Genomic DNA, 20,068 nt, shown 5'->3' with positions numbered 1-20,068 from the left:
GCACGAGACCGTGTCTGCGCGTATACTTGCAGCGCAACAACCGGGGATTGACATGACGAAGAAACCCGCCACCACAATGGCTGGCAACGGTGGCTCGCTAGCCTTTCAGTATGCACATACGCTCGTGGCGCAACGCTTGAGTGGTAGCAATCAAGCACAGTCGACACATGGAAAGCGAACCGCGACAAGCGGAACGAAGCAAGCCGTGGCTGCGCAAACGAAAAAGAGCAAGCCTTTGCGCTAAGGATTAACCGACGTAGGAAGCCAAGCTATCGCTTGGCTTTTTTTATGCGAAAAAAACTATACAGCGACGGGGACTATATGCGCCTGAGTGGCGCCAATGGTATGGATTCCGAGAGGGAGCACGGCTGGAGCCCCTTTAGGAAAGACTATGCCCGCTTACTCCATGCTCCGTCGTTCCGGCGACTCCAGGGCAAAACCCAGCTCTTCCCTGGAATGGAGTCGGACTTTTTCCGGAATCGTCTGACTCACTCCTTGGAAGTCGCGCAGATCGCATGTGGAATCGCTGCAACAATCAACGCCAAGTTTGCCAATGAACTCGGTGGCGAAAAAATAGATACCGATTTAGTGCAGTTTGCTGCGATAGCACACGATCTCGGGCATCCGCCGTTTGGGCACAACGGCGAAAAGGCGCTAGATGTCCTGATGCTGAAGCATGGAGGCTTCGAAGGAAACGCCCAAACGCTGAGGATCCTTACGTCTGTCGAGAGAAAGCTCGTGCGCACCCCGGAAGGATTCAGCTCGGAATTCGGGCTGGACATCACGAATCGGGCATTGGCCGCAGTCATTAAGTACGATCACCCGATCGAGGCCCAACGTCCGAAGAACGATGAATTGCAAAAGGGCTACTATTACACGGAAGGAGACATAGTCAGGCGTGTCAAAGGAGCTGTTGCTCCCGGCTACAAGGGCCGCGACTTCAAAACCGTCGAATGCTCGATCATGGATTTAGCCGACGATATCGCATATTCGACTTACGACTTGGAAGATTCGCTTCACGCGAGTTTTGTTTCGCCGTTCAGCTTGCAATATGCGCTTCGGACCAATAATGCTCTTCAAGCTGAAGTGCTCCGAAAGTGCAACAAAGCACTAGAAAAATCAGGGTACGAAGAACTGGATGGAGCTGCTGAAGCAATTTCGACGCTAGAGCACATCTTCGAAGACCTCGCTAACACTGACTTGGCAACAGCCCAATCTGAGCAGCGAGAACTGCATTTTTGGGCGGCAAACCGCATGCTCAACGAGAGTGGTTTGATGCGCACCAGATTCACTGCTGAAAGAATAGGAAAGCTTCTCGACTCGGTTGAGCTGGTTCTGAATCAGGAGTATCCGCAATTGTCCTCAGTGCGATTAACGCGAGACGGATTGATCAAGGTTGAAATTCTCAAGCACTTGAACTACGAGTTGGTTATTCGCTCCTCTCGTCTTGCGGTAGTGGAACATCGCGGCCGCGATCTCGTAACGGATATATTTAACGCCCTATGGAAATCCAAAGGTGCTCTCCTCCCAGATGATTGGAAAGAAAGGTACGATTCCGTCGGTTCCAGCAAGCCCAATCGCGCGCGCTTGATTTGCGACTATGTCGCGTGCATGACCGATGCATATGCTGCGGAAGTGCACGATCGTCTATTCGGTCGAGGAGCATCGATGTTCAAACCGCTTTAGCTGGCCACTGAAATGCGTTTCAGGGTGATGTGCGTGCCCAATAGATATCTCCGCCCCGAAACGCGTAATTCCCGCGCGCTGCAAGACACATTGGATCTCGTCCCCAAGGGCCGGAGAGCTAGGGCCGCCATCGTCTATGTCGACTGGGTTGGCGGCAAAGAAACACGATGTCGTAAAATTCCCTAAAACAACGAGTGGAAGCGCGCAAATGAACCTTGAGACCAATGTGCCGGAGGATTTGTGGGAAGCGGTAAGGGCCAATTACGAGAGAGGAAATTTTACTGGGTCGATTTTAGATGCCTTCTATTTTCTCAGTGAATTGCTTCGTCAAAAGTCGGGCGCAGAGGGGGACGGTGCGTCGCTGGTGGGGCAGGCTCTGGGTGGGGCAGCACCTAAAATCAAGCTCAACAGGTTGCAAAGCGAATCCGAATGGAATGTACAGAAGGGTGTAGAGCAACTACTTCGTGGTTTCTATCAAGCATTCCGTAATCCTCGCAGTCATGAAAAAATATCTGACACTGAGAACGATGCGCGTATTTTGATTCTTTTTACCGGATATCTTGTCCGGCAGATCGACAAAGCTAAGTCGCAATTTTCGAGGCATGATTTTATTCGACGCGTCCTAGATCCTGATTTCGTTCCAAATTCGCGATATGCAGAACTCTTGGTGGAAGATGTACCAGTTGGGCAGCGCCTTGAGGTGTTTTTGGATGCGTATAGAGAAAAGGAGACGGTCAAAGGGGATCATTTGCGTCATTTTTTTAATGCATTGTTGCCCACGCTTACTGTCGATGAGCGGATCCAGGTCGATCAGATTATCTCTGATGAACTAAAGACAACCGACGATGATGCGACGGTTCGTGCGGTGATTGGTTCTTTGGGCGGTGATATCTGGCCACGACTCGCGGAGGTATCGCGTCTGAGAATAGAGCATAAACTTGTGCGATCTGTTCGGGAGGGGCGTTTCGACTCGAAACAAAAGGTCTGTCGCAGCGGTGGTCTAGGTACTTGGGCGAGAAATTTGTTCCCTCATTTCACTCTCAAGCGCGAGATGCTCGGTGCGATCACGGATAAACTTCGCTCTGGAAATCGGGCGGAGGAAGATTATGTGTTTCAGTATTTGTTCCCGGCCATAGGAGATTTGCATAGTTCGATTCCAGCTACGCTCGATATTGTTTTTAAGACGAGAATTCGAAATGGAAGCGAAAGATTCCATGCGGCACTCACCGTATATTCTCCATGGGAAAAGGGGGGGTGGAGTAAGGATCTTAGTAAGGCTGTTGATGAATTTAAAGCCTCGCCTGACTTCGACGAGATGGATGACGATATTCCGTTCTAGCGATAGGTGATTTTTTTCCTTCGGGCGGAGGGCGAAATTTCATGCGCCGTCTCTTGTGGATCGGTGAGCGACATCCACGGAAATCGACGTACATTCCCAAAAAAGTCGCCTGCACCGAAGTGACCGGCGACTCAGTTCCTGGCACCCTGCAAATAGTCAGGCAGCGTGAGGTGTGCCGGCGTCTATCGGTTTAACGTTCGCTCCACTCTGCTGGTCGAGGAAGTCCCCCCACCATTGCATCATGTGATGCCGCTCCGGCAGATGCTGCGCATGGTTGTACGCTGCCTGGATGTTGTTTTGCTCGGTGTGTGCGAGTTGCTACGCCGTTTCTCGGGAGGAGAGCCGCCATTCGAACTGCGGGTTTTAAAGTGACTGAACGACTCTTAATGGCCGAACAGTGACACCATGTATTGCGGTCTTAGATAATCCGAAACAAATCTTTTATGGGGGCAGACCTTTCGATATAATTGAGGTACTTGTTGGCACCTAATCGAACACGGCTCTAGGAATCTGTGGGCGATGCAAGGAAAAAGGCGGGCAATGCTCAGTCGTTGAGCATATTTCGTCGCGCTGACGAGAGGGTGCCGGGGGTGTGCTACCAACACATCCCACCGGCGATTTTTTGGCTTGGCTGCCTGTTCCATAACTGGAGGAACCACAAGAGCCACCGCGCCTAGGAAACGCATAGCTCTTGTTAGGACGGATGATACCGCGCGCGCCGCGCCGTGCAAAGTAACTTTGCAAAGTTACTTTGTGCGTCTCCCGCGAACTTCATTGCGCCCGTACTTTGATAGTACGGCGCGGTTTATTGCTGCCGCTTTCCTCTTTTTTGCGGAACAGGCCATTTCTAAACAGAAAATGGCTCTTAAGATTCTTCGACTTATTGGTGTGCTGGATTGCGTCGGCGTCAAGAAAACAACGCTGTATCGCTGGATTCGTGAAGGCAAGTTTCCAGCGCCGGTCCAGTTGGGTGCCAGGAGCGTCGGCTGGCGCGCCGCAGACGTCCAGCAATGGGTCGAATCCCGTCAGTCCACACGGGGGCAGGCATGAGCGCGCATGCCCCGCTGATCAGTCGCGGCGGCCCGTATGGTCGCGCAATGGGCGCGGCCGTCACGGCCCGCGACGCCGCGTTCGTGCGTTGCCGCGACGCCCGACTCCGCAAGCTCGCCGGAATCCTCGATGACATCGAGGGCTGCTTCTGGAACCGTGGCGACGACGCCGGGAAGCTCGTTGCGATCGCCGTCACGCTTGCCTCGACGCTCGCGCTCGAAGCCCCGCGTCTGACGACAAAGCAACTTGGCACCGCCTGCGAGAAGTTCGTCCAGGCGATCGCTGCTGCTGAACAGGATTCGGCGAACTATCGTCGTCGGCAGTATCGACAGCTGCGGACAGCCTATCGTGCGCTTTATAACGACGTCGATGCGCAGTGCACGGACAGGACGCGCCGCTTGCAAGTTAGCGCCCTGCTTCGGGGCGTCGCGCTCGGCCAATCACTGGCGCAGGGCAGCTCGCGACTGGATATCGAACAGCTCAAGCTGGCGACCGCTGTGCTCAAGGGGGAGGCCGCCTGATGCTCCCCCAAAGTCGCTTTGCACTAGGCAATATACGGCGAGGGGCGTCGCGATTTGCGTCGCCCAGCATCGCGCGGTATCCTGTGCGCGTCGCTGAGACAACAGTGACCCGGTTTGGCGACCGGAGATGCTCCAAGGCGGACAACCGCCTTCGCGCGGTTTTTTTACGTCCGTACACCTTGCGCCTTCTATGGTCGGGCCTTGGTGGGGGTGCGTTCGCGCACGCCGGTTCCCTTGGACGCCGGTTCGCCAACCCTGCCTTGTGCCCGGCCACCCCATTTGGCGATGGGGCCGGGTTCGTCAACCCGTCCAAGGAGGTCGCATTTAATGCGCCAGTCCACGCACGCCCATACCGGGCAGCAATCCCACCTCATTCAATCCATCGTCCGCGCAGCCTTGCGCGACGCGGCAACCGCCAATACGTATCAAGACGCGCTCGATGCGACCGGCGCGGCATTGGCCGCAATCGCGGCGCTCGTCCGTGCGGAGGTGCGTCATGGCTGAGCTGCGCTGCAAGATTGGCGATCTGGCGATCGTCACGAAGTGCGATGCGCGCTCGCGTATCGGCATGCTGGTTGAGGTGGCATCGGCTCGTCCGACGCCCGATCACGATTGGCGCGTGCGGATCTTGGGCGGCCCCGTCTCGGGGCGTAGCGTCTGCGGTCGCCGGTCTGGCGACTTCATGCACGCGGCCGTCTACGACTGGAACCTCACGCCGATTCGCGGCGAAGCGGAGCTGGATTGCACGATCGATGTCGGGCAACTCCTCGCGTCGATTCTGGAGGTCCGCCATGTCTAAATACCGCCTGCCGAACGAAGTCAAGATGATTGCCATGTGCGCGGCCCATCAGTTCGCCCAGCTCGAAGCGCTGTTCGATGCTGTGCGTTCGCATCTTGCGGAGGGCACCTACGAGCGCGCGCTCGTCGACATGGGGCAAAGCGTTGCGAGCCGGTATTCGGCCGAAATGCGCCGTACTGCGCAGCCGGAGGTGTGCCATGACTGATCAACGCATCCGGACCGCGGTTATCAATGGCTTCGACAACGCACCGCCACTCGATACCGGCGCTCCGATCGAGCTGCAATTCGCCGTCGACCTGGGCGCGATCTGCGCCGACGCATGGCTCGACCTGAAAGGCGACGTGCGCCTGCACGACTACGCGGCCCATCAAGCCGCCGCGTTCGCGCGCGGCATGGAAGCCTCCATGCAGGATGCCGGCGACGTCGATGCGCACCGCGTGACGATCAGCCGGCAAGCGTTCGCGGCCGGCTTGATGGGCCGAGTGCAACAGCACCTGTTCGCGGCGCTCGGCCTCGTCACGCGCGAACCGCGCACGACGCACTGAGAGGCGGCCATGGCAAAGACGAACAAGAATGCCGTGCGACCGCTCGCGTCACACTTCGTGGCTGAGGTGAACCGCCCCGATCGCAACCGCATCGGCACGCGCATCAGTGACGCGATGGAGCTGCTGGACAGCCTGCATTGGGCGGCTGACAAGGCCATGTCCGATGACGACTACTGGCTTGTGCTGAGCCTGTTCCGCGCGTCCCTTCCGTCGATCGGCGCGGCGCTGGAGGCGGCCAACGACGCCCTTGGCGAGTCGCGGCTCGGCCGCTACGTCTACAGCAACGACGTCACGGCCGGCGGTGCCGTTCTGTCGGTGCCGCGCGCGGCCGGCTGACGTTCCGCCGCTAGGCATCGTCGCATCATTCAATTCTTCGCGCGTCGGGTAGCTGCTTGCCCGATATGGACTACTAATCGGAAGCCTGCCGACGCGCGTCCAGTGGGAACCTATGAGTAACGCACCCATGTCCGAATTCGAGCGGGCGAGAGTCGCGCTCGGCTACGTCCCGCCTGACGACCGCGACACGTGGAGTCAGGTGGGGATGGCGCTCAAGGCCGAGTTTGGCGAGGAGGGCTTCGCCCTCTGGAACGAATGGAGCCAAGGCGCGCAGAACTACAAAAGCAAGGACACGCGCGATGTGTGGAAGTCGTTCAAGGGCGGCAAGATCACCATCAACACGCTGTTTCACCTCGCCAAACAAGGCGGTTTCGATCCGCGCGCGCATCGGGCGAAGCCGGTCGATCCAGCGGAGCGCGAGCGGCAGAAAGCCGAGCGCGCGGCACGCGAAGCGGCCGAGCTGGCCGAACTGACCGAGAAGCAGCAAGCCGCGTCGGCGCTCGCCGAGTCGGTCTGGTCGGCGGCCGAGCCCGCGCCGGCCGATCACCCGTATCTCGTTCGCAAGCGCATCCCGGTCGACGCGCTGCGCGTCTATCGCGGCGGCTTGTGCATCGGCACGGCCGCATGCGACGGCGCCCTCGTCATTCCGGCGCGCGATGCGGACGGCAAGCTGTGGACGCTGGAGTTCGTCCTGACGGACGGCCAGAAACGCTATCTGCCGAACGGCCGCAAGGCAGGCTGCTTCTCGATGATCGGCGGCCCGCTATCTTCCGCGCCGTCGACGGTACTGATTGGCGAGGGTTACGCCACGTGCGCGACGCTCGCGGCCGCGACGGGCTATCCGGCCGCCGTCGCGTTCGACGCAGGCAACCTGCACGCGGTCGCGACGGCGCTGCGCGGCCAGTATCCGGACGCCCGCATCGTCGTCTGCGCCGATGACGACCACGCGACGAAGGGCAATCCGGGCGTGACGAAGGCTCGCGCGGCGGCCGAAGCCGTCGCCGGCATCGTGGCCGTGCCCGACTTCGGTCCGAACCGCCCGGCAGCCGGCACGGACTTCAACGACCTGGCTGCGCACCTCGGCCCGGATGCGGTGGCCGCCGCCGTGCGCGCTGCGCTCGCGCCGGCCGGCTCGGCGGATGCCGGCAAGGCCAAGGCAGCACCGCCCGCCGCGAAGCCCGCCAAGCGCCCGAAAACAGCCCGCGCGCAGGACGGCAAGTCGCGATTCGTCGTCGACGACAAGGGCGTGTGGTTTCACGGCTTCAACAATCAAGGCGATCCGCTGCCGCCGCATTGGGTCAGCACGCGTATCGACGTGATCGCGGAGACGCGAAACGAGATGAACAGCGAGTGGGGCTACCTGCTCGAATTCACCGATCGCGACGGCATCCTGAAACGGTGGGCGGTGCCGGCTGGCCTCTTTGCCGGCGACGGTACGGAGCTGCGCCGCATGCTGCTCGACATGGGCGTGAAGCTTGGCGTGACGCAGATCGCCCGCACGCAGATCGCCAACTATGTGCAGATGGCGCAGCCCGACGAGCGCGTGCGCTGCGTGCCGCGCGTCGGCTGGCATCACGGCGCGTTCGTGCTGCCTGATCGTGTCATCGGCACCGGCAAAGAGGCGCTGATCTATCAGGCCGACACGCCGATCCAGAGCCAGTTCAAAGAGCGCGGCACGCTGGACGACTGGCAACGCGAAGTCGCGGCCTACTGCGTCGGCAATAGCCGGCTGCTGTTCTGCGTCGCTACCGCCTTCGCTGGTCCGCTGCTGCACTTCTCGGGGCTTCAGTCGGGCGGTTTCCACCTGCTCGGCACGACGTCGAAAGGCAAGTCGACAGGCGGCGTCATCGCCGCGTCCGTGTTCGGCTCGCCGGACTACGTGCGGAGCTGGAAGGCGACCGACAACGCGCTCGAAGCCGTCGCCACGCAGCATAGCGACGCGCTGCTGATCCTCGACGAAATCGGGCAGGTCGAGCCGCGCCTGGTCGGCGACGTGATCTACATGCTCGCGAACGAGTCGGGCAAGGCTCGCGCCTCGCGTAGCGGCTCGGCCAAACCCGTGCTCACGTGGCGGCTGCTGTTCCTGTCGAACGGCGAAAAGAGCGTGTCCGCGCTGATGGCCGAGGGCAACAAACCCATGAAAGGCGGTATCGAGGTGCGCTTGCCTGCGATCCCGGCCGAGGTCGGCGAAATGGGCGTCGTGGAGAAGCTGCACGGCTTCCCGACGCCGGCCGCGCTGATCGAACACCTAGAGCGGCACGCCGGTAGGCACTACGGCACGGCGGGGCCGGCCTTCATCGAATGGGCATCGTCGCAGGCCGACGAGCTGGCCGAGCATCTGCGCATGCGTGTCGACGAGCTGGTCGGGCAATGGGTGCCGGACGGATCGCATTCGCAGGTCGCGCGCGTCGCCAAGCGGTTCTGCCTCGTTGCGGTGGCCGGCGAGCTGGCGACGGCGCACGGGCTGACTGGCTGGCCGCAAGGCGAAGCGGTCGAGGCTGCGCGTCGCTGCTTCGAAGGCTGGCTCGAACTGCGCGGCGGCACGGGCAATTCGGACGAAGCGGATGCGGTGCGACAGGTGCTGCACTTCCTCGTCGCACACGGCGATAACCGTTTCGTGTGGATGAACCGGGCGCAGGACGACCATCGGCCGAACGCGCCGCACCGTGCGGGCTGGAAACGACTCGTGAAACACGACAAGAGCAGCATCGCCATCGAGTCGGATCAAGCGTATTACGCTGAGTTCGGCGAGAAGATGAGCGCCGAAGACGCGGAAAGCGTCGAGACGGAATACCTGATCGAGTCAACCGTGTTTCGCAAGGAAGTATGCGCCGGCTACGATCATCGGATCGTCGAGAAGGCTTTGATGAAGCGGGGTGTGCTGATGCCGCGTAGCGATGGGCGTCCGTATCGACAAGAACATATCCCCGGCATGACAAAGAGACTCATGGTCTATCGCGTCCTGCCGTCCATCTTCTCACTCGAAATCTAAGCTGCACCGCCGCCGTCCGGGAGGGCGGTGGCGGGCATCCCTTTGCGCGGCATTTTTCGCCTGAGCGTCAAAGTTACTTTGAGCGATACGCTCCAGATGGAACCGGGCCGGCGATTGCCGCAATTCTTGCTGCCACCGTAACAATCCGGGCTGGTTTATCTCCAGTATCTCCAGCGTTCTCCAAATCGTTTGGAGACACACGAAGCCTTACCTCACAAGGCTTTGCGGCCGATTCCGCCGTTTATCTCCAACTCTCCAACTCGTTTTGCACTCAGCGGACAGGCGTCGACCGACTGCATCAACCTTGAAGCAAAGCGGGGCGCGGCTCTCCGGGATTCCAAGGGCATCGACGACGTGTTTTCGAGGGGGGTGTCCGAGATACGCCCCGATCGGGCATTGTTGCGCCGGCCGCAAGTGTCGGGGCGGCCGGAAAGCGGGGGACCCTGCGTCTAGGGCAAAGACGCGGGGGCTCACACCCGCGTCTTTTCTCTACTGACGGCAAACATAGGGGGGGCACATAATAATAAGGGGCCAAATCATCGGCTTGCCCTATGCCTAGGCCGCTTGCGTTTTACTGGTGGGAAACGCGCGGAAGGGGGTCATACGCCTGGCGGCACGGACCTACCTCGCCATCGCGATTGGGATGATTTCCGCCCCGGCTTTGATCTTGTCGAGGTAGTCCGCCCACTGTTGCATCATCGAGCGTCGTGCCTTGATGAACTTTGTTCGGTTGTACGCCCGCCCAAGGCTGTCAGGGACCGTATGCGCTAGTTGGTGCTCGATCACTTCCGGCTTTTCCTCCAACTCTTCATGCAGGATCGTCCGTGCCATTGCCCGGAAGCCGTGACCGGTAATCTCGGTGCGAGTGTCGTAGCCGAGCCGACGAAGGGCTGCATTGATAGCGGCCTCGCTCATCGGCCGATTTCGGTCGCGAGCACCAGGGAACACGTAGACGCCTTCGCCAGTCAGGGCGTGAAGCTCGCGCAAAATCGTGACAGCCTGCGCGGCCAGCGGAACAAGGTGATCCGTTTTCGTTTTGTTGACGAAATAGCGCCATTCGCCTTTGTCGAGGTCGAATTGCGCCCATTCTGCCTTCCGCAACTCGCCCGGCCTAACGAACAGCATGGGGGCTAGCTTGAGCGCGCAGAGAACCGGGAACGTGCCCGTGAAGCCGTCGAATGCGCGAAGCATCTCGCCCACTTTCTCCGGCTCAGTGATTGAGGCAAAGTGTGTTGTCTGCGCGGGCGGGATTGCATCTACCAGATCGCGGGCCGGATCGGCCTTGCAGTGCCCCTCTTTGATGCCGTAGCGGAATACCCGGCTAATCTCGCTGCGGATGCGATGGGCGGTAAATCTGGCTCCACGCCCGTCTACGCGCTTCAGCACGGCCAGTATCTCCGGGGCGTCGATTTCAGCGATAGGGCGCTTGCCGAGCCATGGGAATACATCGTTCTCCATGCGGGCGAGCGTCTTGGCATGCTGCGCTGGCTCCACGGTCGTCTTGCGCTCGGCCATCCAGCCACGGGCGACAACCTCAAACGAATGGGCGGCCGCGAGCAGGCTGGCCCTTTTTTCCGCCTTCTTCGCTTCACCCGGATCGATGCCGGCAGCGAGCTTTTCACGGGCTTCGTCGCGCTTCTTCCGTGCGGTCGCCAATGTAACTTCCGGGTAGACGCCGAGCGAGTAGCGCTTTTCCTTGCCCCCAAATCGGTATTTGAGGCGCCACCACTTGCCCCCGCTCGGGGCGACTTCCAGATAGAGGCCGCCTCCGTCGAACAGGCGCACGGGCTTGTCGGCTGGCTTGGCGTTCCGGATGGCTGTATCGGTTAATGGCACGGGGGCAACTCCTGACGGGTAAGGCAACTTCGGATCGGTTGCCCCCAATGTTGCCCCCGCTTGCCCCCGGCTGTCTACGCACTACACGGCACTTTGCCGGAATGAAAAAACCCGCGAAGCCTTGTGCTGTCGCGGGTTTTGGGACTTTCGGGAATTTCCCGGAACTATGTCATGGTGCCCAGGGCCGGAATCGAACCGGCACGCCTTGCGGCGGGGGATTTTGAGTCCCCTGCGTCTACCAATTTCACCACCTGGGCTTGATCCTGGCCGCGCATGCGATTGTGCGCGGCGAAACGCGGATTATGTCTGAAATCCCGACGCCGGGCAAGTTGCCCCGGTGCCGGTCGCGCACGTCACTGGCTCAGGTAGACGAACCGGCCCTGCTTGACGATCCCCATCACGCTCGCGCGCTGATCGAGCCCCACATGATCCTTGTCGCTGGTAACGACGACGCCGTTCGGCACGACGAGCTCGTGCGCGCGTTCCAGTTCGCGCCGCAGCGCCGCACGGAACGCGGGCGTGCCGGGCTGAGCGGCCTTCAGCGCGCGGCCGACCGCATCGGCAAGGCGCGGGTAGACGCCCGCCGCGTCGCCCGCGAACTGCGTGACCGTGCCGGCGCCGTATTTCGCCTCGTACGCGTCGACGAACGCGAGCGCGGCCTTGCGGGCCGGATGATCGGCCGGCAGCGTGCGCGCGACGACCACCGGCTGGGTCGGGAACAGCGTCCCGTCGACGTCCTTGCCGCCGAGCTTGATGAATTCCGGCGTCGCGATCCCGTGCGTCTGGTAGACCGGGCCCTTGTAGCCGCGCTCGATCAGCGTGCGCTGCGGCAGCACGGCCGGCGTGCCCGAGCCCGCGATCAGGATCGCGTCGGGTTTCGCCGCGATCAGCTTCAATGCCTGGCCCGTGACGCTCGCGTCGGTGCGGTTGTAGCGCTCGGTCGCGACGACGCGGATCTTGCGCAGGTCGGCGAAGCGCGTGAACTCGTTCAGCCAGCTGTCGCCGTAGCTGTCCGCGAAGCCGATGAAACCGACCGTCTTCACGCCGTGGTTCGCCATGTAGCGCGTCATCACGTCGGCCATCGCGCGGTCGCTCTGCGCCATCTTGAACGCCCAGGTCCGCGCGCCTTCCTGCGGCTCGACGATCGCGCCGGAGCCGACCAGCGTGATCATCGGCGTCTGCCCGGCCGCGACCGCGTCGAGCGCCGCGAGCGCGGCCGGCGTGATGTTCGGCCCGACCACGACGTCGACGTGATCCTCGTCGACCAGCTTGCGGATGTTGCGCACGGCGGTGCCCGGGTCGGACGCGTCGTCGAGCACCGTCACCTGCACCGGCTGCCCGGCGATCGTCTTCGGCCACATCAGGATGGCGTTCTTGCTCGTGATGCCGATCGCGGCGGCCGGGCCGGTCGACGACAGGTCGACGCCGACCTTCAGGTCGGCATGGGCGGCGGCACAGGCGAGCGCGAGCGCGCCGGCGGCGGCGCGGCGCAACAGGGCGGGAAGCGTCATGCGGGATTCTCCGTCGGGCAACGAAAAGGGGCGCGGTTCGGATTCGCGCCCCTGTGTTTATACAGGCCGGTCAAAGCTCGTACGATTCGGATTCGCCCTTGAGCGCCTGTTCGATCAGCTTGCGGTTCAGCGTCGGCGACAGCAGTTCGACGAGCGTATACACATAGCTGCGCAGGTAGGCGCCCTGCTTGAGCGCGACACGCGTCACGTTGCTGCCGAACAGGTGGCCGACCGGGATCAGCCGCAGGTTGCGGTCGCGCTCGGGATTGAACGCGATGTCGGCCATGATCCCGACGCCGAGGCCGAGTTCGACGTAGGTCTTGATCACGTCGGCGTCGATCGCCTCGAGCACGATGTCCGGCGACAGCCCGCGCAGCGCGAACGCATGGTTGATCTTCTTGCGGCCCGCGAACGCGTCGTCGTACGTGATCAGCGGGTACTGGGCGAGATCGTCGAGCGTGACCGGCTTGCGTTCGAGCAACGGGTGGTCGGCCGGCACGACGGCCGCGTGATGCCACTGGAAGCAGGGCAGCGACACGAGCTCCTTGTAGTCGGAGATCGCCTCGGTCGCGATCGCGAGATCGGCCTGGTCGTGGATCACCATCTCGGCCACCTGCGTCGGGCTGCCTTGCAGGATCGACAGGTGCACCTTCGGAAAGCGCTTCTTGAATTCGGCGATCGCGGCCGGCAGCGAGTAGCGGGCCTGCGTGTGGGTCGCGGCGATGGTCAGGTTGCCCTGATCCTGTGCTGCGTAATCTTTCCCGACCCTTTTAAGGCTTTCAACCTCCTGAAGAATCCGCTCGACCGACGCGAGGATGATCCTGCCCGGCTCGGTGAGCGAGCGCACGCGCTTGCCGTGCCGCGTGAAGATCTCCACGCCGAGCTCGTCCTCGAGCTCGATGATCGCCTTCGATACCCCCGGTTGCGACGTGTAGAGCGCCTTGGCGGCCTCAGTGAGGTTGAAATTCTGCCGGACGGCCTCGCGCACGAAGCGAAATTGGTGCAGGTTCATTTATAACCCTTCCGCATATCAACAGAATTTTTTAGTCGTTTGAAATATAAGGCGAGTTTATTACGATTCACCGGAGTTTTTCAAATATGGATATCTGTTTTCGTCATTAGCAATCCATCCGCCAGCGGATGGGGGCGGTGACGGCGGAACGGAGATTCGGGCGCGACGTGGCTAGGACGTCGCGCGGTCACCACGAAAACCCTGGGGTCCCCGAATGTATCAGTACGACCAATACGACCAGACGATCGTCGACGAGCGTGTCGCGCAGTACCGCGATCAGGTGCGCCGCCGGCTGTCGGGCGAGTTGAGCGAAGAAGAATTCCGTCCGCTGCGCCTGCAGAACGGCCTGTACATGCAGCGCCACGCGTACATGCACCGCATCGCGATTCCGTACGGCAACCTGCGCAGCGACCAGCTCCGGATGCTGGCGCGCATCGCCCGCGAACACGACCGCGGCTACGGCCACTTCTCGACCCGCTCGAACATCCAGTTCAACTGGATCCAGCTCGAGGAAACGCCCGAGATCCTCGCGAAGCTCGCGTCGGTGCAGATGCACGGCATCCAGACGTCGGGCAACTGCATCCGCAACATCACGGCCGACCAGTTCGCCGGCGTCGCCCAGGACGAAGAGATCGATCCGCGCCCGTGGTCGGAAATCCTGCGCCAGTGGTCGACGTTCCATCCCGAATTCGCGTGGCTGCCGCGCAAGTTCAAGATCGCGGTGTCGGGCTCGAAGGACGACCGCGCGGCCGTGCAGATTCACGACCTCGGCGTGTACCTGAAGAAGAACGCGCAGGGCGAAGTGGTCGCGAGCATCCTCGCGGGCGGCGGCCTCGGCCGTACGCCGATCATCGGCGCGGTGATCAAGGAAGACCTGCCGTGGCAGCACCTGCTGACCTACTGCGAAGCCGTGCTGCGCGTGTACAACCGCTACGGCCGCCGCGACAACCTGTACAAGGCGCGCATCAAGATCCTCGTGAAGGCGCTGTCGCCCGCGAAGTTCGCGCAGCAGGTCGAGGAAGAGTGGCAGCACCTGAAGGACGGCCCGTCGACGCTCACGCAGGCGGAAGTCGATCGCGTGTCGCAGTACTTCCAGCCGCCCGTCTACGAGAAGCTGGCCGACACCGATGCATCGTTCGAACAGCACCTGCTCGAGAACAAGGCGTTCGCGCGCTGGGTCGAGCGTAACGTCGCACCGCACAAGGTGGCCGGCTATGCAGCCGTCACGCTGTCGCTGAAGGATCACCGCATCGCGCCGGGCGATGCGACCGACCAGCAGATGGACCTGGTGGCCGACTGGGCCGACGCCTACTCGTTCGGCGAGCTGCGCGTGTCGCACGAGCAGAACCTGATTCTCGCGAACGTGAAGAAGCGCGACCTGTTCGAGGTCTGGGAAAAGGCGAAGGCGGCCGGTTTCGCGACGCCGAACATCGGCCTGCTGACCGACATCATCGCGTGCCCGGGCGGCGACTTCTGTTCGCTCGCGAACGCGAAGTCGATCCCGATCGCGCTGGCGATCCAGCAGCGTTTCGACGATCTGGACTACGTGTACGACCTCGGCGACCTGTCGCTGAACATTTCCGGTTGCATGAACTCGTGCGGTCACCACCACGTCGGCAACATCGGCATCCTCGGCGTCGACAAGGACGGCGCCGAGTGGTACCAGGTGTCGCTCGGCGGCGAGCAGGGCACGGGCCGGAACGGCGCGCGCCTCGGCCGCGTGATCGGGCCGTCGTTCTCGGCGGAGGAAGTGCCCGACGTGATCGCGAAGCTGATCGACACGTTCGTCGAATCGCGCGTCGACGGCGAGCGCTTCGTCGACACGTACGACCGCATCGGCATCGCGCCGTTCAAGGAGCGCGTGTATGCGGCGCGCCAGGCAGTGAACGCGTAACCAACCGGGTAGAAGGAATTAGCAGATGGCTTCGATTATCAAGAACCGCGCAGTGATCGACGATGCATGGCAGGTCGTGCGCGCGGCGGAAGACGGTGCACTGCCCGCGGTCGACGCGTTGCCGGCCGGCAAGGTGCTGGTGCCGTTCGCGTTGTGGCAGGCCGAGCGCGCGGCGCTCGTCGCCGCGAAGACGAAGGACGAGCTCGGCGTGTGGCTCGCCCCGGACAGCGAGCCGGCCGATCTCGTGGCCGACTTCGGCGCGATTTCGCTGGTCGCCGTCGACTTCCCGCGCTTCGCGGACGGCCGCGGCTACAGCATCGCGCGCCTGCTGCGCGAGCGCCACGGCTGGACGGGCGAACTGCGCGCGATCGGCGACGTGCTGCGCGACCAGTTGCTGTACATGTCGCGTTGCGGCTTCGACGCATTCGCGGTGCGCGCCGACAAGGACATCCACGACGCGCTGAACGCGTTCACGGAATTCACGCAGCGTTATCAGGGCGCGTTCGACCAGCCCGAACCGCTGTTCCGCCGCCGCGCCGCGGCGGCCGGCGTGGCGCAAGCGAAGGTGGGCGCATGAGCACCGCCGCCGCCACCGCGCTGAGCCCGGAACTCGCCGCGAAGGTCGAGCGCCTCGACGCGCTGCTCGCGCAGATCGGCGCGCGTCACGAGAAGGTGAAGTTCGCGAGCAGTCTCGCGGCGGAAGACATGCTGCTGACGCACGCGATCCTGTCGAAGGGCGTCCGGATCGGCATCTTCTCGCTGAACACGGGCCGCCTGCACGCGGAAACGCTCGGCATGATCGACCGCGTGCGCGAGCGCTACGGCTACGAGATCGAGCAGTTTCACCCGCAGCAGGACGCGGTCGACCAGTACGTCGCCGAGCACGGCCTGAACGCGTTCTACGAAAGCGTCGAGCTGCGCAAGTCGTGCTGCCACATCCGCAAGGTCGAGCCGCTGAATCGTGCGCTGGCCGACGTCGGGGCATGGGTCACGGGCCAGCGCCGCGAGCAGTCGGTCACGCGTGCCGAGCTGCACGAGGAAGAGCAGGACGAAGCGCGCGGGATCGCGAAGTACAACCCGCTCGCCGACTGGACGGAAAGCGACGTGTGGGCGTACCTTAACGCGTTTGACGTGCCGGTGAACCCGCTGCATGCGCGCGGCTATCCGAGCATCGGCTGCGAGCCCTGTACGCGGGCGATCCGCCCCGGCGAGGACAGCCGCGCGGGCCGCTGGTGGTGGGAGTCGCGCGACACGAAGGAATGCGGCCTGCACATCACGATCACGCCGATTCCCGCGGACGCCGTTGCCGGCGCCACGCACTGAAAGCCTGACAAGAAACTGAATATTGCGCCGCCCGCGACAGCGGGCGGCACGAACCCAGAAGAGAAGGACTGAAATCATGAGCACGACGCTCGAGCAATCCGCCTTTGCCCCGCCCGCCGGTGCCGACAACCGCATGGGCCACCTCGACTGGCTCGAAGCCGAGTCGATCCACATCCTGCGCGAACTGGTCGCCGAATGCAGCAAGCCGGCGCTGTTGTTCTCGGGCGGCAAGGATTCGGTCGTCGTGCTGCACCTGGCGCTGAAGGCGTTCGGCCTCGGCGCGAACCGCAAGACGACGCTGCCGTTCCCGCTCGTGCACATCGACACGGGCCACAACTACGAGGAAGTGATCGACTTCCGCGACCGCCGCGCGAAAGAACTCGGCGCCGAGCTGGTCGTCGGTCACGTCGAGGATTCGATCAAGCGCGGCACGGTCGTGCTGCGCCGCGAAACCGATTCGCGCAACGCCGCACAGGCCGTCACGCTGCTCGAGACGATCGAACAGCACGGCTATACGGCGCTGATCGGCGGTGCGCGCCGCGACGAAGAGAAGGCACGCGCGAAGGAGCGGATCTTCTCGTTCCGCGACGAATTCGGCCAGTGGGATCCGAAAGCGCAGCGCCCGGAACTGTGGAGCCTGTACAACGCCCGCCTGCACAACGGCGAGCACCTGCGCGTGTTCCCGATCTCGAACTGGACGGAACTCGACGTGTGGCAGTACATCGCGCGCGAGAACCTCGAACTGCCGTCGATCTACTACGCGCACCAGCGCGAGATCGTGCGCCGCAACGGCCTGCTCGTGCCGGTCACGCCGCTCACGCCGATGCGTGACGGCGAGACGAGCGAGCTCGCGCAGGTGCGCTTCCGTACCGTGGGCGACATCAGCTGCACGTGCCCGGTCGAGAGCGACGCGGACGACGTCGAGAAGATCATCGCCGAGACGGCGGTGACCGAGATCACCGAGCGCGGCGCGACCCGGATGGACGACCAGGCCTCCGAAGCCGCGATGGAACAGCGCAAGAAGCAAGGTTATTTCTGAAGCACACGAGGACATTCACATCATGAGCATCATCGAGAACACCGAAGACCTCGGCGTGTTGCGCTTCATCACCGCAGGCAGCGTCGACGACGGCAAGAGCACGCTGATCGGCCGCCTGCTGTACGACAGCAAGGCCGTGCTGTCCGACCAGCTGTCCGCGCTGTCGCGCGCGAAGAACAAGCGCACGGTCGGCGACGAGCTCGACCTCGCGCTCCTGACCGACGGTCTCGAAGCCGAGCGCGAGCAGGGCATCACGATCGACGTCGCGTACCGCTACTTCGCGACCGCGAAGCGCAAGTTCATCATCGCCGATACGCCGGGCCACGAGCAGTACACGCGCAACATGGTGACGGGCGCATCGACCGCGCACGCGGCGATCATCCTGATCGACGCGACGCGCGTGACGGTCGAGAACGGTGTCGCCGACCTGCTGCCGCAGACCAAGCGTCACAGCGCGATCGTCAAGCTGCTCGCGCTGCAGCACGTGATCGTCGCGATCAACAAGATGGACCTCGTCGACTACAGCGAAGCGCGCTTCAACGAGATCCGCGACGCGTACGTCACGCTGGCGAAGCAGCTCGGCCTCACCGACGTGCGCTTCGTGCCGGTGTCGGCGCTGAAGGGCGACAACATCGTCGGCGCGAGCGAACGCATGCCGTGGTACGCGGGCGAACCGCTGCTCGACGTGCTCGAATCGCTGCCGGTCGAGACGCAGGCGCATGACGCGCTGCGCTTCCCGGTGCAGTGGGTTGCGCGCCAGGACGGCAGCTCGGCCGACGATTTCCGCGGCTACATGGGCCGTATCGAGTCGGGCGAAGTGAAGGTCGGCGACGAGATCGCCGTGTTGCCGTCGAACCGCACGGCAACGGTCGCCGAGATCGTCGCGCCGGTGCCGGGCGGCACCGCGTCGGTCGCGCACGCGTTCGCGGGCCAGACCGTGACGATCCGCCTCGCGGAAGATGTCGACGTGTCGCGCGGCGACATGTTCGTCACCTCCGGCGAGCCGGTTGCACCGGCGAAGAAGCTCGAAGCCGATCTGTGCTGGTTCGACGAGACGCCGCTGTCGCCGCAGCGCAAGTACCTGCTGAAGCAGACCACCAGCACGGTGTTCGCGAAGATCGGCGGCGTCAAGCAGGTGCTCGACGTGCACACGCTGTCGCATGCGACCGACCGTCACGACCTGAAGATGAACGACATCGGCCGTGTCGCGCTGACGCTGCAGAAGCCGATCGTCTGCGACACGTACGACGCGCATCCGGGTACCGGTGCGTTCGTGCTGATCGACGAGGCGACGCATCACACGGTCGCCGCGGGCATGATCCGGGCGTTCTCGGCGTAATCGTCAATCTGCGCGGCAAACCGCGCCGCCGCACGGCGGCGCGGGCCGTAGGCAAACGTCCGCACGGACGAAGCGAAGCGACAAACATGGGCAAGGTGTATCTGATCGGAGCAGGGCCGGGCGCGGCGGACCTCATCACGGTGCGCGGCGCGCGGCTGCTCGCGCAGGCGGACGTCGTGCTGCACGACGCGCTCGTCGAGCCCGCGATGCTCGACTACGCGCCGAACGCGCGCCGGATAGCGGTCGGCAAGCGCTGCGGGCAGCGCTCGACCGCGCAGCACTTCATCAACAAGCAGATCGTCGATGCGGCGCGCGAGCACGCGTGCGTCGTGCGGCTCAAGGGCGGTGACCCGATGCTGTTCGGTCGTGCCGAGGAGGAGATGCGCGCGCTGGAAGCAGCCGGCATCGACTACGAGGTCGTGCCGGGCATCACCGCGGCACTGGCCGGCGCGGCGACGCTGAAGCGTTCGCTGACGCTGCGCGGCGTGTCGCGCAGCGTCGCGTTCGCGACGCACAGCCGCGCGCCGGGCAGCGACGAGATTCGCGAAGCCGCGCGCGCCGATTCGATCGTGTACTACATGGGCCGCGACAGCGCGCCCGGCATCGCGCAGGAACTGATCGACGCAGGCCGTGCGCCGGCGACGCCCGTGGCGATCGTCGAGGCGTGCAGCACCGCGCGCGAGCGCACGCTGACGCTGACGCTCGCGCAGATGGCGGCGGGCGACGCGCAGGCGTGGCTCGATCCCGCGGAACCGAGCCTGCTGATGATCGGCGATGCGTTCGCCGAGCGGGCCGGACAGGCGAAAGAGGGCGATTCGCTGCGAAATGCGGCCTGAGCAGGGCGGC

The 20,068-nt window shown here is 63.1% G+C and carries 19 protein-coding genes and 1 tRNA gene; 16 read left to right on the top strand and 4 right to left on the bottom strand.

What is annotated here, in order from left to right:
• Positions 1-288: 288 nt before the first annotated feature.
• The 10 genes from dgt to PQB87_RS13945 all read left to right on the top strand — a co-directional run bounded on the left by dgt (position 289) and on the right by PQB87_RS13945 (position 9,268).
• Entirely contained in the window at positions 289-1,686 is a 1,398-nt protein-coding gene (gene dgt, locus PQB87_RS13990) for a dGTP triphosphohydrolase (RefSeq protein WP_489242168.1), read from the top strand.
• Positions 1,687-1,894: 208 nt separating this feature from the next.
• The gene (locus PQB87_RS13985) at positions 1,895-3,025 is read left to right on the top strand and encodes a TIGR02391 family protein (protein ID WP_489242166.1); all 1,131 of its coding nucleotides are present in this window, start codon (positions 1,895-1,897) and stop codon (positions 3,023-3,025) included.
• 774 nt (positions 3,026-3,799) lie between these two features.
• Positions 3,800-4,075 (top strand): helix-turn-helix transcriptional regulator, encoded by a 276-nt coding sequence (locus tag PQB87_RS13980; protein ID WP_489242164.1) that lies wholly within the window; start codon positions 3,800-3,802, stop codon positions 4,073-4,075.
• Entirely contained in the window at positions 4,072-4,596 is a 525-nt protein-coding gene (locus PQB87_RS13975) for a hypothetical protein (protein WP_301765668.1), read from the top strand. The genes PQB87_RS13980 and PQB87_RS13975 overlap by 4 nt, the downstream gene beginning before the upstream one ends.
• A 327-nt stretch (positions 4,597-4,923) precedes the next feature.
• Positions 4,924-5,100 carry a hypothetical protein gene (locus tag PQB87_RS13970; protein WP_038798397.1) on the top strand — a complete coding sequence of 59 codons (177 nt, stop codon included), beginning with the start codon at positions 4,924-4,926 and terminating at the stop codon, positions 5,098-5,100.
• Positions 5,093-5,395: a hypothetical protein gene (locus PQB87_RS13965; protein WP_226117734.1), complete on the top strand. Its 303-nt coding sequence runs from the start codon at positions 5,093-5,095 to the stop codon at positions 5,393-5,395. Before PQB87_RS13970 ends, PQB87_RS13965 begins: the two co-directional genes overlap by 8 nt.
• Positions 5,388-5,600 (top strand): hypothetical protein, encoded by a 213-nt coding sequence (locus PQB87_RS13960; protein ID WP_059859877.1) that lies wholly within the window; start codon positions 5,388-5,390, stop codon positions 5,598-5,600. The genes PQB87_RS13965 and PQB87_RS13960 overlap by 8 nt, the downstream gene beginning before the upstream one ends.
• Complete coding sequence (locus tag PQB87_RS13955; protein ID WP_041189722.1) at positions 5,593-5,940, top strand: hypothetical protein; 348 nt, start codon at positions 5,593-5,595, stop codon at positions 5,938-5,940. The genes PQB87_RS13960 and PQB87_RS13955 overlap by 8 nt, the downstream gene beginning before the upstream one ends.
• Before the next feature lie 9 nt (positions 5,941-5,949).
• Positions 5,950-6,276 (top strand): hypothetical protein, encoded by a 327-nt coding sequence (locus PQB87_RS13950; RefSeq protein WP_069229808.1) that lies wholly within the window; start codon positions 5,950-5,952, stop codon positions 6,274-6,276.
• Between the two features lie 127 nt (positions 6,277-6,403).
• A complete protein-coding gene (locus PQB87_RS13945) occupies positions 6,404-9,268 on the top strand; it encodes a DUF927 domain-containing protein (RefSeq protein WP_489242160.1) in 2,865 nt (954 codons plus the stop codon).
• Between the two features lie 621 nt (positions 9,269-9,889).
• Here the strand turns inward: PQB87_RS13945 and PQB87_RS13940 are convergent.
• The 4 genes from PQB87_RS13940 to PQB87_RS13925 form a co-directional block, all read right to left on the bottom strand.
• Entirely contained in the window at positions 9,890-11,104 is a 1,215-nt protein-coding gene (locus PQB87_RS13940; protein WP_120183478.1) for a tyrosine-type recombinase/integrase, read from the bottom strand.
• 172 nt (positions 11,105-11,276) lie between these two features.
• A tRNA-Leu gene (locus PQB87_RS13935) sits at positions 11,277-11,361 on the bottom strand.
• 96 nt (positions 11,362-11,457) lie between these two features.
• Positions 11,458-12,615 (bottom strand): ABC transporter substrate-binding protein, encoded by a 1,158-nt coding sequence (locus PQB87_RS13930; protein WP_489242158.1) that lies wholly within the window; start codon positions 12,613-12,615, stop codon positions 11,458-11,460.
• 70 nt (positions 12,616-12,685) lie between these two features.
• Positions 12,686-13,627, bottom strand: a complete 942-nt coding sequence (locus PQB87_RS13925; RefSeq protein WP_014896306.1) for a CysB family HTH-type transcriptional regulator — start codon at positions 13,625-13,627, stop codon at positions 12,686-12,688.
• Positions 13,628-13,841: 214 nt separating this feature from the next.
• Here PQB87_RS13925 and PQB87_RS13920 point away from each other — a divergent pair, with 214 nt between their 5' ends.
• The 6 genes from PQB87_RS13920 (at position 13,842) to cobA (ending at position 20,058) form a co-directional block, all read left to right on the top strand.
• A complete protein-coding gene (locus PQB87_RS13920) occupies positions 13,842-15,521 on the top strand; it encodes a nitrite/sulfite reductase (RefSeq protein ID WP_027786705.1) in 1,680 nt (559 codons plus the stop codon).
• Positions 15,522-15,546: 25 nt separating this feature from the next.
• Positions 15,547-16,098: a DUF934 domain-containing protein gene (locus PQB87_RS13915; RefSeq protein WP_027786706.1), complete on the top strand. Its 552-nt coding sequence runs from the start codon at positions 15,547-15,549 to the stop codon at positions 16,096-16,098.
• A complete protein-coding gene (locus PQB87_RS13910) occupies positions 16,095-16,844 on the top strand; it encodes a phosphoadenylyl-sulfate reductase (protein ID WP_027786707.1) in 750 nt (249 codons plus the stop codon). The genes PQB87_RS13915 and PQB87_RS13910 overlap by 4 nt, the downstream gene beginning before the upstream one ends.
• A 76-nt stretch (positions 16,845-16,920) precedes the next feature.
• Positions 16,921-17,883 (top strand): sulfate adenylyltransferase subunit CysD, encoded by a 963-nt coding sequence (cysD, locus tag PQB87_RS13905; RefSeq protein ID WP_059496676.1) that lies wholly within the window; start codon positions 16,921-16,923, stop codon positions 17,881-17,883.
• Between the two features lie 22 nt (positions 17,884-17,905).
• Positions 17,906-19,222 (top strand): sulfate adenylyltransferase subunit 1, encoded by a 1,317-nt coding sequence (locus PQB87_RS13900; RefSeq protein ID WP_021160781.1) that lies wholly within the window; start codon positions 17,906-17,908, stop codon positions 19,220-19,222.
• A gap of 86 nt (positions 19,223-19,308) precedes the next feature.
• Positions 19,309-20,058 (top strand): uroporphyrinogen-III C-methyltransferase, encoded by a 750-nt coding sequence (gene cobA / locus PQB87_RS13895; RefSeq protein ID WP_048022585.1) that lies wholly within the window; start codon positions 19,309-19,311, stop codon positions 20,056-20,058.
• The last annotated feature ends 10 nt before the right edge of the window (positions 20,059-20,068 follow it).

The sequence above is a fragment of the Burkholderia sp. KL41 genome (assembly GCF_057005415.2).
The sequence above is the reverse complement of the archived record's forward strand: the minus strand, read 5'-3'. Positions and strand labels throughout refer to the sequence as shown.

Bases quoted from the DNA above. Each gene is read 5' to 3' on its own strand.
- PQB87_RS13960 (WP_059859877.1), top strand. From the start codon at position 5,388: ATGTCTAAATACCGCCTGCCGAACGAAGTCAAGATGATTGCCATGTGC.
- PQB87_RS13900 (WP_021160781.1), top strand. From the start codon at position 17,906: ATGAGCATCATCGAGAACACCGAAGACCTCGGCGTGTTGCGCTTCATC.
- PQB87_RS13925 (WP_014896306.1), bottom strand. From the start codon at position 13,627: ATGAACCTGCACCAATTTCGCTTCGTGCGCGAGGCCGTCCGGCAGAAT.
- cysD (WP_059496676.1), top strand. From the start codon at position 16,921: ATGAGCACGACGCTCGAGCAATCCGCCTTTGCCCCGCCCGCCGGTGCC.
- cobA (WP_048022585.1), top strand. From the start codon at position 19,309: ATGGGCAAGGTGTATCTGATCGGAGCAGGGCCGGGCGCGGCGGACCTC.
- PQB87_RS13950 (WP_069229808.1), top strand. From the start codon at position 5,950: ATGGCAAAGACGAACAAGAATGCCGTGCGACCGCTCGCGTCACACTTC.
- PQB87_RS13955 (WP_041189722.1), top strand. From the start codon at position 5,593: ATGACTGATCAACGCATCCGGACCGCGGTTATCAATGGCTTCGACAAC.
- PQB87_RS13975 (WP_301765668.1), top strand. From the start codon at position 4,072: ATGAGCGCGCATGCCCCGCTGATCAGTCGCGGCGGCCCGTATGGTCGC.
- PQB87_RS13965 (WP_226117734.1), top strand. From the start codon at position 5,093: ATGGCTGAGCTGCGCTGCAAGATTGGCGATCTGGCGATCGTCACGAAG.
- PQB87_RS13985 (WP_489242166.1), top strand. From the start codon at position 1,895: ATGAACCTTGAGACCAATGTGCCGGAGGATTTGTGGGAAGCGGTAAGG.
- PQB87_RS13945 (WP_489242160.1), top strand. From the start codon at position 6,404: ATGTCCGAATTCGAGCGGGCGAGAGTCGCGCTCGGCTACGTCCCGCCT.
- PQB87_RS13930 (WP_489242158.1), bottom strand. From the start codon at position 12,615: ATGACGCTTCCCGCCCTGTTGCGCCGCGCCGCCGCCGGCGCGCTCGCG.
- PQB87_RS13970 (WP_038798397.1), top strand. From the start codon at position 4,924: ATGCGCCAGTCCACGCACGCCCATACCGGGCAGCAATCCCACCTCATT.
- PQB87_RS13915 (WP_027786706.1), top strand. From the start codon at position 15,547: ATGGCTTCGATTATCAAGAACCGCGCAGTGATCGACGATGCATGGCAG.
- dgt (WP_489242168.1), top strand. From the start codon at position 289: ATGCGAAAAAAACTATACAGCGACGGGGACTATATGCGCCTGAGTGGC.
- PQB87_RS13910 (WP_027786707.1), top strand. From the start codon at position 16,095: ATGAGCACCGCCGCCGCCACCGCGCTGAGCCCGGAACTCGCCGCGAAG.
- PQB87_RS13920 (WP_027786705.1), top strand. From the start codon at position 13,842: ATGTATCAGTACGACCAATACGACCAGACGATCGTCGACGAGCGTGTC.